The organism is Pseudomonas sp. PDM03 (assembly GCF_014852385.1).
In the GTDB taxonomy this organism is placed as follows: Bacteria; Pseudomonadota; Gammaproteobacteria; order Pseudomonadales; family Pseudomonadaceae; genus Aquipseudomonas; species Aquipseudomonas migulae.
The window spans coordinates 805,118-821,292 of sequence record NZ_JACVBM010000001.1 but is presented as its reverse complement, the minus strand read 5'-3'; the positions used below and the strand labels follow the sequence as shown (position 1 = coordinate 821,292).

At 59.3% G+C, this 16,175-nt stretch carries 10 protein-coding genes and 1 pseudogene; 8 read left to right on the top strand and 3 right to left on the bottom strand.

Annotated elements, in window-relative coordinates:
- Positions 1-6: 6 nt before the first annotated feature.
- On the bottom strand, positions 7-798 hold the full coding sequence (locus tag IB254_RS03765) for a hypothetical protein (RefSeq protein WP_192416454.1): 792 nt from the start codon (positions 796-798) through the stop codon (positions 7-9).
- Between the two features lie 343 nt (positions 799-1,141).
- Between IB254_RS03765 and IB254_RS03760 the strand changes: the two genes are divergently transcribed.
- Entirely contained in the window at positions 1,142-2,110 is a 969-nt protein-coding gene (locus IB254_RS03760; RefSeq protein WP_192416453.1) for a hypothetical protein, read from the top strand.
- A 106-nt stretch (positions 2,111-2,216) separates the two neighbouring features.
- Here the strand turns inward: IB254_RS03760 and IB254_RS03755 are convergent, their stop codons facing one another.
- Positions 2,217-2,642 carry a YciI family protein gene (locus IB254_RS03755; RefSeq protein ID WP_150633644.1) on the bottom strand — a complete coding sequence of 142 codons (426 nt, stop codon included), beginning with the start codon at positions 2,640-2,642 and terminating at the stop codon, positions 2,217-2,219.
- A 295-nt stretch (positions 2,643-2,937) separates the two neighbouring features.
- Between IB254_RS03755 and IB254_RS03750 the strand changes: the two genes are divergently transcribed.
- The gene (locus IB254_RS03750) at positions 2,938-3,330 is read left to right on the top strand and encodes a hypothetical protein (RefSeq protein WP_192416452.1); all 393 of its coding nucleotides are present in this window, start codon (positions 2,938-2,940) and stop codon (positions 3,328-3,330) included.
- Between the two features lie 73 nt (positions 3,331-3,403).
- Here the strand turns inward: IB254_RS03750 and IB254_RS29440 are convergent.
- Positions 3,404-3,487: pseudogene (locus IB254_RS29440) on the bottom strand (YciI family protein); the annotation flags it as partial.
- A 213-nt stretch (positions 3,488-3,700) separates the two neighbouring features.
- On the opposite strand from IB254_RS29440, the gene tpx reads away from it, so the two are divergent.
- The 6 genes from tpx (at position 3,701) to IB254_RS03720 (ending at position 15,961) form a co-directional block, all read left to right on the top strand.
- Complete coding sequence (tpx, locus tag IB254_RS03745; protein ID WP_008030203.1) at positions 3,701-4,201, top strand: thiol peroxidase; 501 nt, start codon at positions 3,701-3,703, stop codon at positions 4,199-4,201.
- A 178-nt stretch (positions 4,202-4,379) separates the two neighbouring features.
- The gene (locus IB254_RS03740; protein ID WP_192416451.1) at positions 4,380-5,696 is read left to right on the top strand and encodes an MdtA/MuxA family multidrug efflux RND transporter periplasmic adaptor subunit; all 1,317 of its coding nucleotides are present in this window, start codon (positions 4,380-4,382) and stop codon (positions 5,694-5,696) included.
- Entirely contained in the window at positions 5,693-8,788 is a 3,096-nt protein-coding gene (locus IB254_RS03735) for an MdtB/MuxB family multidrug efflux RND transporter permease subunit (protein ID WP_192416450.1), read from the top strand. The genes IB254_RS03740 and IB254_RS03735 overlap by 4 nt, the downstream gene beginning before the upstream one ends.
- Positions 8,789-8,957: 169 nt before the next feature.
- Positions 8,958-12,065 (top strand): efflux RND transporter permease subunit, encoded by a 3,108-nt coding sequence (locus tag IB254_RS03730; RefSeq protein ID WP_192416449.1) that lies wholly within the window; start codon positions 8,958-8,960, stop codon positions 12,063-12,065.
- On the top strand, positions 12,062-13,537 hold the full coding sequence (locus IB254_RS03725) for an efflux transporter outer membrane subunit (RefSeq protein ID WP_192416448.1): 1,476 nt from the start codon (positions 12,062-12,064) through the stop codon (positions 13,535-13,537). The genes IB254_RS03730 and IB254_RS03725 overlap by 4 nt, the downstream gene beginning before the upstream one ends.
- Before the next feature lie 315 nt (positions 13,538-13,852).
- On the top strand, positions 13,853-15,961 hold the full coding sequence (locus IB254_RS03720) for a putative bifunctional diguanylate cyclase/phosphodiesterase (RefSeq protein ID WP_192416447.1): 2,109 nt from the start codon (positions 13,853-13,855) through the stop codon (positions 15,959-15,961).
- Positions 15,962-16,175: the final 214 nt, after the last annotated feature.

The following is a 16,175-nucleotide window of genomic DNA, read 5'->3' as shown; positions in this document are numbered from 1 at the left end:
GAGTCCTTATTTGCCGAAGGTGACGTTGATCCCCGCGAACAGCGTGAACTGCGGCAAGCCATCGCCCTTGCGCTCGACGGTCCACTGCGGCTCTATTAAAGCGTTGAGAATATTGGACCCGGATTTCCAGACCTTGCCGGCACCCAGACCGAGGGGGATGTAATGGGTGTCGTTTTTCAGGTCGAAGGTCCAGGTCGCGGTGGAGCGCAGGTACCAGCCTCTATCGAGGTTGTGAATGACAAACGGCTGCAGGGTGGCCGATTCGACATGCGGGCGGTCGCTGTCGCCGGCGAAAGAGCTCTGGTATTGCACCAACGCACCAAGCAAGCCACGGGGCGATGAATCAATCGCAATGGCCGCCAGCCCCGCTTGCCACTTGCCGGTGCCGAGCTCGTCCCGATCGGCGTAGGGCGCGGTGATCTGTGGGCCAATGCCCAACTGCACGCCTTCGGTCTTGAGCAGGAAGATATCGAACAGGTTCAGATCGCCTTCGCCGGTGCTGTAGCCACCGTGCGGATCGGGACGGGTGCTGATCGGTGCGGTGGCGCGCAGCAATTGCGGGACGCCGATGAAGTCGTTGGGCGCAATCGGCAGCGTCCCGCGCACCAGCAAATCGTTGGTGTGGATATTCGAGTCGTAGTACTTCGGGGTGTAGTAGTCCTGCAGGTTCATCCCCGGTGCGAGGTTCAACGGGTTGTTACTTTTGTTGGCCGTGTCAGCGTTGTCCGCCTGGGCACACACGGCGGACGTTATTGATGCCGCCAACAAAAGGGCGCTCGCTCCTGGAGTATTCGACATGATTCCCCGGTTCCTTGGTGGCTCATTGGTCTACTGGGCACTTGGCGGCCGTTACTGCGTAATCTCTTTCCTATCAAGCCTGTAGGACACGTCTGATGACGTTAGCAGTTGTCGGCGGGTAATCCAGTCGAAGGGCGCACTCTCTGCCTGTGAAGTGGCTGCTGATGTTGATCATGCGCATCAAACAGAACGCGGGATGGCATGCCGTATTCGAATAAAAAGCAGCCGGCATATTGCCGATTAGTCTTTGCGACCTGTGATTTGTGACAGTTTTCGGTGGCGTGTTTTTCGCTGATAGTTAAACGCCCAGTTTTCAATCACCGACGATTATCGAGAACACACCATGATGAACCAGCCCAATAAAAAATCAGCCCCCGATCGTTCCTGGGACGAAGCCACGATACTCTTCAACGGCAAGCCGGTATTGCCGAACCAGACAATCGCCCTGTTTTATGGAGAAGACAGTACTTTCGAAATAGAAGCTGCACCGGAAGTTGCTGAAGAAATTTATCTGGCGGTCGTGGACAATAATGAGGGCGTTAAACTCCTGGTGGAACCGAAATTGGAATCCTGGCACGAGCTGGTCGCCGGAAAATTAAGCTATAAGATCAGCCCGGAGATTGGAAAGAGCGGTGCTCTTGTGTTTGTTCTAATGAGTCGGCAATTGAATATGCCATTGGAAATCCCCTGTCAGGTCATGTCGCCCAAGCCAATTGAACAGTTAGTCATCCGGGTAAATGGCGAAGAGCTCAAGTCTGGCGATGTTGTTTATGCGGTGAGAAATCGCAGTAATTTAATTGAGGTGGAACCTTTTCCTGGTAGCCCGCTAATACGCCAGAAAATTGTATTGTCATCGGATGCAGTGACACCGCCGAATCTGGGGGCAGTGTTCGAACCGCCAGAAGGATCTCAAGCACTTAACCCCATTGCTCGTTGGAACCTGAATTGCGGTGACGATACGGATGGAAACTTGTCAATCAAATTGAGTCTGGAGAGTAGCCCGCAAGAATTTATTCATCTGCCAGTGGACGTGGGCTATCAAGACGGTGGTGTCAGACTGACAACCATTATTCTGCAGACGGTTGGAAATTCAAAAACATTAACGACGAGATCCATGAAGGGGACTCAGTTGAAGAAGGGGGTTCAGGTTGAGTGGCTAGGGGCAGACGGTAGTCGTCTGAAACTTGAATACACCGGTGAAAATGCATTCAGCTCTATACAGTTTAAACAGGGGGAATTGGTCGGTGTGATTACTGCCCGTATCTTTGTTCGCGGAAAACCTAGTTCTCCAAGAACCATCAATATCGTTTAACCCCGATAAGTATCAGGTTAAACGGGTGAGCGTAGAACTCCCGATCACGTCCGTTCAATGGCACAGGACCTGGACGTGATCGTGATCGTGGCGCTAGGGTGGGGGCTCAACGCTTGTTCATCTGCTCACGCTGCCGCTCCTCCTGCTCCCGCAGTTCCGGCGTGAACTCTGCACCGAAATCCTCGGCCTCGAACACCTGGCGGATCTCGATTTCAGCTTCGGTGCCGGGCATCGGGTTGGGGCAGCGCTTGACCCATTCGATCGCTTCCTCTTTCGACTTCACTTGCCACAGCCAGTAGCCGGCGATCAATTCCTTGGTCTCGATAAACGGGCCGTCGATCACCGAGCGCTTGTCACCGGAAAAACGCACGCGCGCGCCTTTACTGCTGGGGTGCAGGCCTTCTCCCGCCAGCATGATCCCGGCCTTCACCAGTTCCTCGTTGTAATTGCCCATCGCGGTCAACAGTTCTTCGCTGGGCATGACGCCGGCCTCGGAGTCTGGGCTGGCTTTGACAATGATCATGAATCGCATGGGGGTTGTCTCCAATGGATGTGAGTGATTCACAGCATGGTCGATTGGCCGACGTTTAAATCGACAGCGCTTCCCAAAGTATCGCCCGTCATCGAAACAACGCGGCTCAAGCCCTTATTCCAAGACAACGGTATTTCTCGAGCAGTTTTTTGTCCACTTCGCTGGCAGCCCACTACCATCGGACTACCCCATCAGTTTGTCTTGTGATTCGCCAACGATTGTTGAGTGCATACAAACTCGTCCGCATAGCTGGTCGCTAAGGGGCGCGGGCACAAAAAAAAGCGGTGCGTTCGGGATGAGCTTGTCGGGTAAGGGAATGGCGGTGCCAGTGAGCCTGCCTGAGAACTTCCTGTTGTCTGAGAATATGGTCGAAGAAGTTGACGTTCTGATTGACGGTAATCCTGTAAGTGATCCACGAACCCTTTTTGTCCACAACCGCCCCCGTATCGTAACGGCGACTCCCAAAAATGATACGCCCTTACTAGGTCGCAAAGTGACGCTCAAGAGACTGCTTTTTGGTAGCGTTGGCCCAGGAGATTTAATAAGTGAGCCTGGATTTGACCTCGCGCAAACGCAGCCAGTATGGAAGGTGACTGGTAATACCGGCAGCGGGGGGGTCGCGTTGGTCTTGGAATTCGCTGGAGTTTCAATGCAGGTTGTTGTTCAGTGTGTTCTTGAATCAGGTTAACTAATAGATGACGTAGTTTGTGTCGGAGGTGCTGCTTTTTAATGGAAAAACTTGAAATTAAGCACGCTTTGTAGCCTATCGCGATCAACAGTCCTTCGTTGGGCATGAGGCCCGCCTCGGAATCGGGGCTGGTTTTGACAATTATCATGAATCGCAATCATGAATCGCGTGGGGTTATCTCCAATGGAGGTGAGTGACTCAGGGCCAGCGATGAGTCGCCCTTTTTTTGAAGGTTCTACCGCTATCGTGAGCAAGCTTGCTCCTACCCGGCTTATCACGATTTGTATCCGCCCATAGGCCATCAGCGCAATCCATGGTTAACTTCTGCCTCGTCGAATTTTCCACATCAACGTTCAGAAGGACTCCGTTCATGGCTCAAGTCACTCTCAAAGGCAACCCGGTTCAAGTCAACGGCCAATTGCCACAAGCCGGTTCCAAGGCGCCAGCCTTTTCCCTGGTTGCCGGCAATCTGTCCGACGTGACCCTGGCGAGCTTCGCCGGCAAGCGCAAAGTGCTGAACATCTTCCCAAGCGTCGACACCCCAACCTGCGCCACGTCGGTGCGCAAGTTCAACGCCCAGGCCAACGATGTCGCCAACACCGTCGTGCTGTGCATCTCCGCTGACCTGCCGTTCGCCCAGGCCCGTTTCTGCGGCGCCGAAGGCCTGGAAAACGTACAGAACCTGTCGACCCTGCGCGGTGCCGAGTTCATCGAGAACTACGGCGTTGCGATTGCCGATGGCCCACTCAAAGGCCTGACCGCCCGTGCCGTTGTGGTACTGGACGAGAACGACAACGTGCTGCACAGCGAGTTGGTCAAGGAAATCGCTGAAGAGCCGAACTACGAAGCGGCACTCGCTGTACTGAAATAAGTCTGGTTTTACAATTGTTAACGGCCTGGCCCTGTCCAGGCCGTTTTCATTTGTGCTTCAGTGTCTTAGATAAATCTCCTGTTACGTAAGCCGAAGGTAAATTGCCGGTAAAGGCGCTTTGCTAAATCCCCGCCAGTGCTTATCGTTCAGCCTCCCGTAGAAAAAGCCCACGCGCCCAATGGTTGATCATTCAATGCAATCCTCCGCTCCCCGTAGTCCTCGTCGCTGGCTGTTCGGCCTGCTTGTCCTGTTGGTCATTGCCGGCCTGTGCTGGAAGTTCTGGCCTGGCAGTGCTGCGCCAAAAGAAGGCAACGGGCAAAAAGCCGTGGCCGGGCACACTGGCCGCTCGGGTGGCATGCGTCCGGGTTTCGGCGGCGCGACCGGGCCGGTTCCGGTGCGTGTGGCGCCGGCGGTCAAGGGTGACTTCCCGCTGTATTACAAGGCGTTGGGCACCGTGACGGCGCTGAACACCATTAATGTGCGCAGTCGGGTGGGCGGCGAGCTGATCAAGGTGTCGTTCGAAGAAGGGCAGATGGTCAAGGCCGGTGACTTGCTGGCGGAAATCGATCCGCGCCCTTACCAGAATGCCTTGCTGCAAGCCGAAGGCACCTTGCTGCAGAATCAGGCGCAACTGAAAAACGCGCAGGTCGATGTCGAGCGTTATCGCAACCTGTACCGCGAAGACAGCATCGCCAAGCAAACCCTGGACACCGCCGAAGCGCTGGTCGGCCAGTTTCAAGGCACGGTCAAGACCAATCAGGCGGCGGTCAACGACGCCAAACTCAATCTCGAATTCACCAAAATCCGTGCGCCGATTGCCGGGCGTGTGGGCCTGCGTCAGCTCGACGTCGGCAACCTTGTCGCCGCCAACGACACCACGGCGCTGGCGATCATCACCCAGACCCAACCGATCAGCGTGGCGTTCACCTTGCCGGAAAACAGCCTCGACGTTGTGCTGGCCCGCTATCGCAGCGGCGCCAAATTGCCCGCCGAAGCGTGGAACCGTGGCGACACCCAGATACAGGCCACCGGTGTATTGCAGAGCCTCGACAACCAGATCGACGTCACCACCGGCACCCTGAAATTCAAGGCGCGCTACGAAAACCGTGATCAGGCGCTGTTCCCCAATCAGTTCGTCAACGTCCACCTGTTGGCCGACACCCTCAAAGGCGTGGTACTCGCGCCGTCGGCAGCGATTCAATTCGGCACCAACGGCACCTTCGTCTATGCGATGGATGGCGACAAGAAAGTCACGATCCGCCAGTTGAAAGTCGGCGCCAGCGATGGTGACAACACCGTGATCACCGAAGGCCTGTCCGCCGGCGATCGTGTCGTCCTGGAAGGCACCGACCGCCTGAAGGAAGGCAGCGAAGTGGAAGTGGTCAACGACACCAAGGATGTGCCGACCACCCCGACCGGGCACCTGCAAGGCAAATCGGCGGCCGATGCGACTGAGCCGGCGACCACCGACAAGGCGAAAAAGGGCGGCGCATGAACATCTCGCGGCTGTTCATCCTTCGCCCGGTCGCCACGACCCTGAGCATGCTGGCCATTATTCTGGCCGGCGTGATCGCCTATCGGCTGTTGCCGGTATCGGCATTGCCTCAGGTCGATTACCCGACCATTCGCGTGATGACCCTCTATCCCGGCGCCAGCCCGGACGTCATGACCAGCGCCGTCACCGCGCCGCTCGAACGTCAGTTCGGGCAGATGTCGGGACTCACGCAAATGGCTTCGACCAGCTCCGGCGGCGCTTCGGTGCTGACTCTGCGGTTCAGCCTTGACATCAACATGGATGTCGCCGAGCAGCAGGTGCAAGCCGCGATCAACGCCGCGACCAATCTGCTGCCCAAGGACCTGCCGGCGCCGCCGGTGTACAACAAGGTCAACCCGGCGGACACCCCGGTGCTGACCCTGGCGATCACCTCCAAAACCATGCTGTTGCCCAAACTCAATGACCTGGTCGATACGCGCATGGCGCAGAAAATCGCCCAGATCAGTGGCGTCGGCATGGTCAGCATTGCCGGCGGTCAGCGTCAGGCGGTGCGGATCAAGGTCAACCCTGAAGCCCTGGCGGCCAACGGCCTGAACCTGTCGGACGTGCGCACCCTGATCGGCGCTTCCAACGTCAACCAGCCCAAGGGCAACTTCGACGGCCCGACCCGGGTCTCGATGCTCGATGCAAACGATCAACTGACTTCGCCCAAGGATTACGCCAACCTGATCCTGGCCTACACCAACGGCGCGCCGTTGCGGCTCAAGGACGTGGCGGAAATCGTCGATGGCGCGGAGAACGAACGCCTCGCAGCGTGGGCCAATGAAAATCAGGCGGTGTTGCTGAACATTCAGCGCCAGCCGGGTGCGAACGTCATCGAGGTGGTCGACCGGATCAAGGCCTTACTGCCGAGCATCACCGACAACCTCCCGGCCGGTCTCGAGGTCACCGTACTGACCGACCGCACCCAGACCATCCGCGCATCGGTCACCGATGTGCAACACGAGCTGCTGATCGCCATCGCGCTGGTGGTGATGGTCACGTTCCTGTTCCTGCGTCGGGCCAGCGCCACGATCATTCCATCGGTGGCCGTGCCGCTGTCGCTGATCGGCACCTTTGGCGTGATGTACCTCGCCGGTTTCTCGGTGAACAACCTGACCCTGATGGCGCTGACCATCGCCACCGGTTTCGTGGTGGACGATGCGATCGTCATGCTGGAGAACATTTCCCGGTTCATCGAAGAGGGCGACAGCCCGTTGAACGCAGCGCTCAAGGGTGCCAAGCAGATTGGCTTTACCCTGATTTCCCTGACGCTGTCGCTGATCGCGGTACTGATTCCGCTGCTGTTCATGGCCGACGTGGTAGGGCGCTTGTTCCGCGAATTTGCCATCACCCTGGCGGTGGCGATCCTGATTTCCCTGGTCGTGTCGTTGACCCTGACGCCGATGATGTGCGCGCGGCTGCTCAAGCGTGAACCCAAGGAAGAAGAACAGGGCCGATTCTACCGGGCTAGCGGCGAAGCAATTGATTGGATGATCGCGGCTTACGGGCGCAAGTTAAAGTGGGTTCTCAAGCATCAACCGCTGACGTTGCTGGTGGCCATCGGCACTCTGGCGCTGACCGTGTTCCTTTACATGGTCGTGCCGAAGGGCTTCTTCCCAGTGCAGGACACCGGGGTAATTCAGGGGATTTCCGAGGCGCCGCAGTCGATTTCCTTTGCGGCGATGAGTGAGCGGCAGCAGGAACTGGCGAAAGTGATCCTCGCGGATCCGGCCGTCGAAAGCCTGTCGTCCTATATTGGCGTCGACGGCGATAACTCGACGTTGAACAGCGGTCGCCTGCTGATCAACCTCAAGTCCCACAGCAACCGCGACTTGAGCGCCACCGAAGTGATTGCCCGCCTGCAACCGGAACTCGACAAACTGGTCGGTATCCGTCTGTTCATGCAGCCGGTGCAAGACCTGACCATCGAGGACCGGGTCAGCCGCACGCAGTACCAGTTCAGCATGTCGTCGCCGGATTCCGAGCTGCTCAGCCTGTGGAGCAGTCGATTGGTTGAGGCTTTGGCCCAACGACCGGAACTGACCGACGTCGCCAGTGACCTTCAGGACAAAGGTCTGCAGGTTTATCTGGTGATCGACCGCGATGCCGCCTCGCGGGTCGGCGTATCGGTGTCGAACATCACCGACGCGCTATACGACGCCTTCGGCCAGCGGCAGATTTCGACCATTTACACCCAGGCCAGCCAGTACCGCGTGGTCCTGCAGTCGCAGTCCGGCGAGAAAATCGGCCCGGACGCGCTGAACCAGATTCACGTCAAGACCACCGATGGCGGGCAAGTGCGCCTGTCCAGCCTGGCGCACATCGAAGAGCGTCAGGCGCAACTGGCGATCACTCACATCGGCCAGTTCCCGGCGGTGATGATGTCGTTCAACCTTGCACCCGGCGTGGCGCTGGGGCATGCGGTGCAAATCATCGAGCAAGTGCAAAAGGACATCGGCATGCCGATTGGCGTGCAGACCCAGTTCCAGGGCGCGGCCGAGGCGTTCCAGGCTTCGCTGTCGAGCACCTTGCTGCTGATTCTGGCGGCGGTGGTGACCATGTACATCGTGCTCGGCGTGCTCTACGAGAGCTACATCCACCCGATCACCATCCTCTCGACCTTGCCCTCGGCGGCGGTCGGCGCCTTGCTGGCATTGCTGTTGAGTGGCAATGACCTGGGGATGATCGCGATCATCGGCATCATCCTGCTGATCGGCATCGTGAAGAAGAACGCGATCATGATGATCGACTTCGCCCTCGACGCCGAGCGCAATCAGGGCATGGACCCGGAAACGGCGATCTATCAAGCCGCGTTGCTGCGGTTCCGGCCGATTCTGATGACCACGCTCGCGGCGTTGTTTGGCGCGGTGCCGTTGATGCTCGCCACCGGTTCTGGCGCTGAGTTGCGTCAGCCGTTGGGTCTGGTGATGGTCGGCGGCTTGTTGGTGAGTCAGGTGCTGACCTTGTTCACCACGCCTGTTATCTACCTGTACTTTGACCGCCTCGGTCGTCGTTTCGGCAAATCCGACGCCCAAGAGGTCGCGGTATGACGGCTCGCCGAAATTTCATCCCCGCAAAGCGCATTCCTTGTGGGAGCGAGCCTGTCTCCGGGCGGCGTTCCGACGAAGGCGTCCGGTCAGTCGACATCAATGTTGAATTTGAAGGCCTCATCGCGAGCAGGCTCGCTCCCACAGGGGTGGATGTCGGGAGCTACCCTCGATGAACCTCTCCGGACCTTTCATCAAGCGCCCGGTCGCCACCATGTTGCTGAGCCTGGCGATCATGCTGCTGGGCGGGGTGAGCTTCGGTTTGCTTCCCGTGTCGCCGCTGCCGCAAATGGACTTCCCGGTGATCGTGGTTCAGGCCAGTCTGCCCGGCGCGAGCCCGGAGGTAATGGCCTCGACCGTGGCCACGCCGCTCGAACGTTCCTTCGGCGCCATTGCCGGGGTCAACACCATGAGCAGCCGATCCAGCCAGGGCTCGACCCGGGTCATTCTGCAATTCGACCTCGACCGCGACATCAACGGCGCAGCGCGGGAAGTACAAGCGGCGATCAACGCCTCGCGCAACCTGCTGCCGAGCGGGATGCGCAGCATGCCGACCTACAAGAAGGTCAACCCGTCCCAGGCACCAATCATGGTGCTGTCGCTGACCTCGGACGTTTTGGAAAAGGGTCAGCTTTACGATTTGGCCTCGACGATCCTGTCGCAGAGCCTGTCTCAGGTGCAGGGCGTGGGCGAAGTACAGATCGGCGGCAGCTCTTTGCCGGCGGTGCGTATCGAGCTCGAACCACAAGCGCTCAACCAATATGGCGTGGCGCTGGACGACGTGCGCAACACCATCGCCAACGCCAACGTGCGCCGGCCCAAGGGCTCGGTCGAAGACGGCCAGCGCTTGTGGCAGGTTCAGGCCAACGATCAACTGGAAAAGGCCAAGGACTACGAGTCGCTGATCATCCACTACAACGGCGGTGCGGCGCTGCGCCTGAAGGATGTGGCGAAGGTCAGCGACGGCGTCGAAGACCGCTACAACAGCGGTTTCTTCAACGACGACGCGGCGGTGCTGCTGGTGATCAACCGCCAGGCCGGCGCCAACATCATCGAGACCGTCAACGAGATCAAGGCCCAGCTCCCGGCGCTGCAAGCCGTGCTGCCGGCCAGCGTCAAATTGAACCTGGCCATGGACCGCTCGCCGGTGATCAAGGCGACCCTGCATGAAGCGGAAATGACCCTGCTGATTGCCGTGGCGCTGGTGATTCTGGTGGTGTTCCTGTTCCTCGGTAACTTCCGCGCCTCACTGATTCCGACCCTCGCGGTGCCGGTGTCGCTGGTCGGCACCTTCGCGGTGATGTACCTCTATGGGTTCTCGCTGAACAACCTGTCGCTGATGGCATTGATTTTGGCCACCGGGCTGGTGGTGGACGATGCCATCGTGGTGCTGGAGAACATTTCCCGGCACATCGACGAAGGCGTGCCGCCGATGAAGGCCGCTTACCTCGGGGCACAGGAAGTCGGCTTTACGCTGCTGTCGATGAACGTCTCGCTGGTGGCGGTGTTCCTCTCGATCCTGTTTATGGGCGGGATCATCGAAAGCCTGTTCCGTGAGTTTTCCATCACGCTGGCGGCGTCCATCGTGGTGTCGCTGGTGGTCTCGCTGACGCTGACACCGATGCTGTGCGCCCGTTGGCTCAAGCCACATACGCCGGGTCAGGAAAACCGTTTGCAGCGCTGGAGTCAGCGCGCCAACGAGTGGATGGTCGGCAAGTACGCCACCAGCCTTGATTGGGTGCTGCATCACCGTCGACTGACGTTGCTCAGTTTGATCGTGACAGTTGGCGTGAATATTGCGCTGTATGTTGTTGTTCCTAAAACGTTTTTACCTCAGCAAGACACCGGTCAGCTGATCGGTTTCGTGCGCGGCGACGATGGTCTGTCGTTCAGCGTGATGCAGCCGAAAATGGAAATCTTCCGCCGTGCCGTGTTGAAAGATGAGGCAGTGGAAAGCGTCGCCGGCTTCATCGGTGGCACTAACGGCACCAACAACGCCTTCATGCTGGTGCGTCTGAAGCCGATCAAGGAACGGGCCTTGTCCGCGCAAAAGGTCATCGAACGCCTGCGCAAGGAAATGCCCAAGGTTCCCGGCGCACAGTTGATGCTGATGGCGGATCAGGACCTGCAGTTTGGCGGTGGTCGTGAACAGACCAGCTCGCAGTATTCCTACATCCTGCAAAGCGCCGACCTTGGCGAATTGCGCCAGTGGTACCCGAAAGTCGTCACCGCGCTGAAGGCGTTGCCGGAGCTGACCGCGATTGACGCCCGTGAAGGGCGCGGCGCACAACAAGTGACCTTGATCGTCGATCGCGATCAGGCCAAACGCCTGGGCGTCGATATGGACATGGTCACCGCCGTGTTGAACAACGCCTACAGCCAGCGGCAGATTTCGACGATCTACGACAGCCTCAACCAATATCAAGTGGTGATGGAGGTCAACCCGAAGTACGCCCAGGACCCGATCACCCTCAAGCAGGTCCAGGTGATCACCGCCGACGGCGCGCGGATTCCGCTGTCGACCATCGCCCATTACGAAAACAGCCTGGAAGATGACCGCGTCAGCCACGAAGGCCAGTTCGCCTCCGAAAGCATTTCCTTCGACATGGCCGAAGGCGTGACCGTGGAGCAGGGCACTGCGGCCATCGAACGGGCGATTGCCAAGCTCGGTATGCCGGAAGACGTCATCGTGAAAATGGCCGGCACAGCCGATGCCTTTGCCGCTACGCAAAAGAGCCAGCCGTGGATGATTCTTGGCGCGCTGGTGGCGGTGTATCTGGTGCTGGGCGTGCTGTATGAAAGCTACATTCATCCGCTGACCATTCTCTCGACCTTGCCGTCGGCCGGGGTCGGCGCGTTGCTGTCGATCTATGCATTGGGCGGCGAGTTCAGCCTGATTTCGTTGCTCGGGCTGTTTTTGCTGATCGGGGTGGTGAAGAAGAACGCCATTCTGATGATCGACCTCGCGCTGCAACTGGAGCGGCAAAAGGGCCTGGAACCGCTGGAGTCGATTCGCAGCGCGTGCCTGCAACGTCTGCGTCCGATTCTGATGACCACGCTGGCCGCGATCCTCGGGGCGTTGCCGCTGCTGCTGAGCCGTGCCGAAGGTGCGGAAATGCGCCAGCCGCTGGGCCTGACCATCATCGGCGGGCTGATCTTCAGTCAGGTGCTGACCCTTTACACCACCCCGGTGGTTTACCTCTATCTCGACAAACTGCGCCATCGTTTCAATAAATGGCGTGGGGTGCGTACTGATGCTGCTCTGGAAACTCCGCTATGACTGACCGTTCGCTTATCAACCTGTCTGCACCGCTGATCACGGCCCGAGGCTCGCGTTTGTTGAGCCTGTCGCTGTGCGTGGCGCTGCTCAGTGCCTGCGCCATCGGCCCGGATTACCAGCGCCCGACGGCCGCCGCGCCAGTGCAGTACAAGGAGGCGGCCGGTTGGCGTCAGGCCAACCCGAGCGATTCCCTGGCCCGCGGTGCCTGGTGGGAGCTGTATGGCGATCAACAGCTCAACGGCCTGATCGACAAACTCAACAGCGCCAACCAGACCGTCGCCCAGTCCGAAGCACAGTACCGTCAGGCCCAGGCCCTGGTGCGCAGTGCTCGCGGCGCGTTCTTCCCGACGGTGGACCTGACTGTCGGGAAAAACCGTTCCAGCCAGGGCACCGGCAGCAGCAGTTCGAGCCTGAGCAGTTCCTCCAGCGGCATCCGCAACACCTACACGGCCCAGGCCGGGGTCAGTTGGGAGGCCGACGTCTGGGGCAAACTGCGCCGGGGCCTTGAGGCCGACACTGCCAACGCCGAGGCAAGTTTTGCCGATCTGGCAGCGATGCGTTTAAGTCAGCAGTCGGAGCTGGTGCAGAACTACCTGCAATTGCGCGTGATCGATGAGCAAAGGCGCCTGCTGCAAGCGACGGTCGAGGCCTATCAGCGCTCGCTGAAAATGACCGAAAACCAGTACCGCGCCGGTGTTTCCGGCAAGGACGCGGTGGCACAGGCCACCACTCAGCTCAAGAGCACCGAGGCCGAGTTGGTCGATCTGATCTGGCAGCGCGCCCAGTTCGAAAACGCCATCGCCGTGCTGATCGGACTGGCGCCCGCTGAGTTCGGCATCGCAGAGACCACGGACATCCCGCTGCTGCCCGACGTGCCGCTGAACCTGCCTTCGCAATTGCTCGAACGTCGCCCGGACATCGCCTCCGCCGAGCGCTCGGTGATGGCCGCCAACGCGAACATCGGTGTGGCCAAAGCTGCTTATTACCCGGACCTGACGCTGAGTTTGAACGGCGGTTACAGCAGCAGCACGTCCTCCAACTGGTTCAGTGTGCCGAACCGCTTCTGGTCGGTCGGCCCGCAACTGGCAATGACCCTGTTTGACGGCGGACAGCGTTCGGCGAAAGTCGACCGCAGCGAAGCGGCCTATGACGAAACCGTGGCCAAGTACCGCCAGACCGTGCTCGACGGTTTCCGCGAGGTGGAAAACTACCTGGTTCAGCTCAAGGTCCTGGAAGACGAATCCGCCGTGCGTCAACAGGCTCTGGACGCGGCGCGTGAGTCCCTGCGCCTGACCCAGAACCAGTACAAGGCCGGGTTGATTGCTTACCTGGATGTGGTCGTGGTGCAGGCCACGGCGCTGAACAATGAACGCAACATGCTGGACTTGTTGCAGAGCCGGCTGATCGCCAGCGTGCAATTGATTGCGGCACTGGGCGGCGGATGGGACGGCCAGCTAGAACTCAACAACTGACCCCCGTATTCCCGAATTCCCCCGTATCCCTGTAGGAGCTGTCGAGTGAAACGAGGCGGCGATTTTTGATCTTGCTCCAGATTTTCATTGCCTGAAAGAATCGCCGCCTCGTTTCACTCGACAGCTCCTACAGAGGTGTGGAGTGCGGCTCGGGAGTAACGTTTCAGAGGTATTTCAGGCGATCAAACAAGCGTTTCATCGGCTTGATGGCCCTTTGCTAATTTTCTCAGTGCGTTCTTTTGTGCAATCAGTACAATCGCCCGATTTGCCCCCCGAGAACGGAAGCAGTACGGCGGGGTAGTCGCGAGAAATCCAATGCTCATCGGTAGCTATTCACCCACGCTGGTTATCATTTCGCTCTTCGTAGCGATTCTCGCCTCCTATACCGCACTCGACATGACCGGGCGCATTGCCACCGCCAAAGGTCGGGCCGTGCATTTGTGGACGGCGGGCGGGGCTTTTGCGATGGGCATTGGTGTGTGGTCGATGCATTTCATCGGCATGCTCGCGTTCAAATTGCCGATTGACCTTGGCTACGATGTCACGCTGACGTCGCTGTCGCTGCTGACCGCGTTCCTGTCCAGCGGCTTCGCCCTGTGGCTGGTCAGCCAGCCACAATTACCGGCCTGGCAACTGGCGTTCGGCGCACTGGTGATGGGTGCCGGCATCAGCGCCATGCACTACACCGGCATGGCCGCCATGAGCATGCAGCCGGGCATCGATTACGACCCTACGCTGTTCAGCGTATCGCTGCTGATAGCCGTTGGCGCCTCGGGCGCGGCGTTATGGATCGCCTTCCGTCTGCGCAAGCACACACCTTACGTCCGGCTGATTCGCGGCGGCGCGGCGGTGATCATGGGCATCGCCATCGTCGGCATGCACTACACCGCCATGGCTGCGGCGCAGTTTCCGGACGGCAGTTTTTGTGGCGCGGCCGTCAACGGTTTAAGCGGCAAGGGCCTGGACAGCCTGGTCTTGATCACCACGCTGGCGGTGTTGAGCATCGCCTTGCTCACCTCGATTCTGGATGCACGTCTGGAGGCGCGCACCGCCGACCTGGCCCGCTCGCTGACCGAAGCCAATCGTGAACTCACCCAACTGGCGCTGCACGACACCCTGACCGGTTTGCCTAATCGGGTATTGCTGGCCGACCGCATCGGCCAGGCCATGTCGAGGGTGCAGGAGCAGGGCGGTTGTTTTGCATTGATGTTCATCGATCTGGACGGTTTCAAACCGGTCAATGATGCCTTCGGCCATCACATGGGCGACCTGCTGCTGCGGGAAGTCGGCTTGCGCTTGCGCGAGGATCTGCGCAGCCAGGACACCCTGGCGCGGATCGGCGGTGATGAATTTGTCTTGCTGGTGCAACTGCGCGACGAACATGACGCCCTGAACCTGGCGGCCCGTCAGGTCGGAATGATCGCGCGCTCGTTCCGCGTCGCCGAACACGATTTGCAGATTTCAGCCAGTGTCGGCATCGCCCTCTATCCGGGCAACGGTCAAACGGCCGAAGAGCTGCTGATGAATGCCGATGCGGCGATGTATCACGCCAAGGGCGCGGGCAAAAACGGCTACAGCTTCTTCGACGCTTCGATGAACAGCAACGCGCGCAAACAACTGCAATTGCTGCAAGACCTGCGTAATGCAGTGGACCAGCAACAGTTCAGCCTCTATTACCAGCCCAAGTTCGACGCCAGCAATGGCCGGCCGGTCGGCGCCGAAGCGCTGTTGCGTTGGGTGCACCCGACTCAGGGCATGCTGCTGCCGGACAAATTCATCGAGCTGGCGGAGAAGACCGGGCTGATCATTCCGATTGGCGACTGGGTGCTCAACGAAGCCTGCCGCCAGATGCGTGAGTGGTACGTGCTCGGCTACACCGACTGGCGCATCGCGGTGAACCTCTCGGCCCTGCAGTTCTGCCATGCAGGCCTGGTTCAAAGTGTCGCCAAAGCCTTGGCCACGCACCATTTGCCCGCCAACAGCCTGACCCTGGAAATCACCGAAACCACCGCCATGAGCGACGCCGATGCGAGCATGACGGTGCTTAACGAGCTCTCGGAGATGGGCGTTGACCTGTCCATCGATGACTTTGGCACTGGCTATTCGAGTTTGATGTACCTCAAGCGCTTGCCGGCCAATGAATTGAAGATTGACCGTGGTTTTGTCCGCGACCTGGAACGCGACAGCGACGATGCCGCGATCGTTTCCGCCATCGTCGCGCTGGGCCAGGCTCTGGGTTTGCGGATTGTCGCCGAAGGGGTGGAAACCGACGTGCAGCAGGATTTCCTGACCCAGCTGGGCTGTGATTCGTTGCAGGGTTACCTGCTGGGGCACCCGCTGCCGGCGGAGCGCTTCATGGTCGACATCCTTCGAGCGGAGCGTGCGACCGCGTTACCGCTTACCGCCGAGTTACAGCCCTTGTAGGAGCCGGCTTGCTGGAGATGGGGCCAGTGAGAGTTACGTCGATTTCGAGGACGCTATCGCCAGCAAGCCGGCTCCTACAGTGGACCGTGTAGTTCAGATCGTTCAGGCCCGCCACAAAACCTTGTAGGAGCCGGCTTGCTGGCGATGGCGTCCGCCCGGACACCACAACACCCCATGCAAAAAACGTCGATGACGGTTATTCTTGCCCCCGACT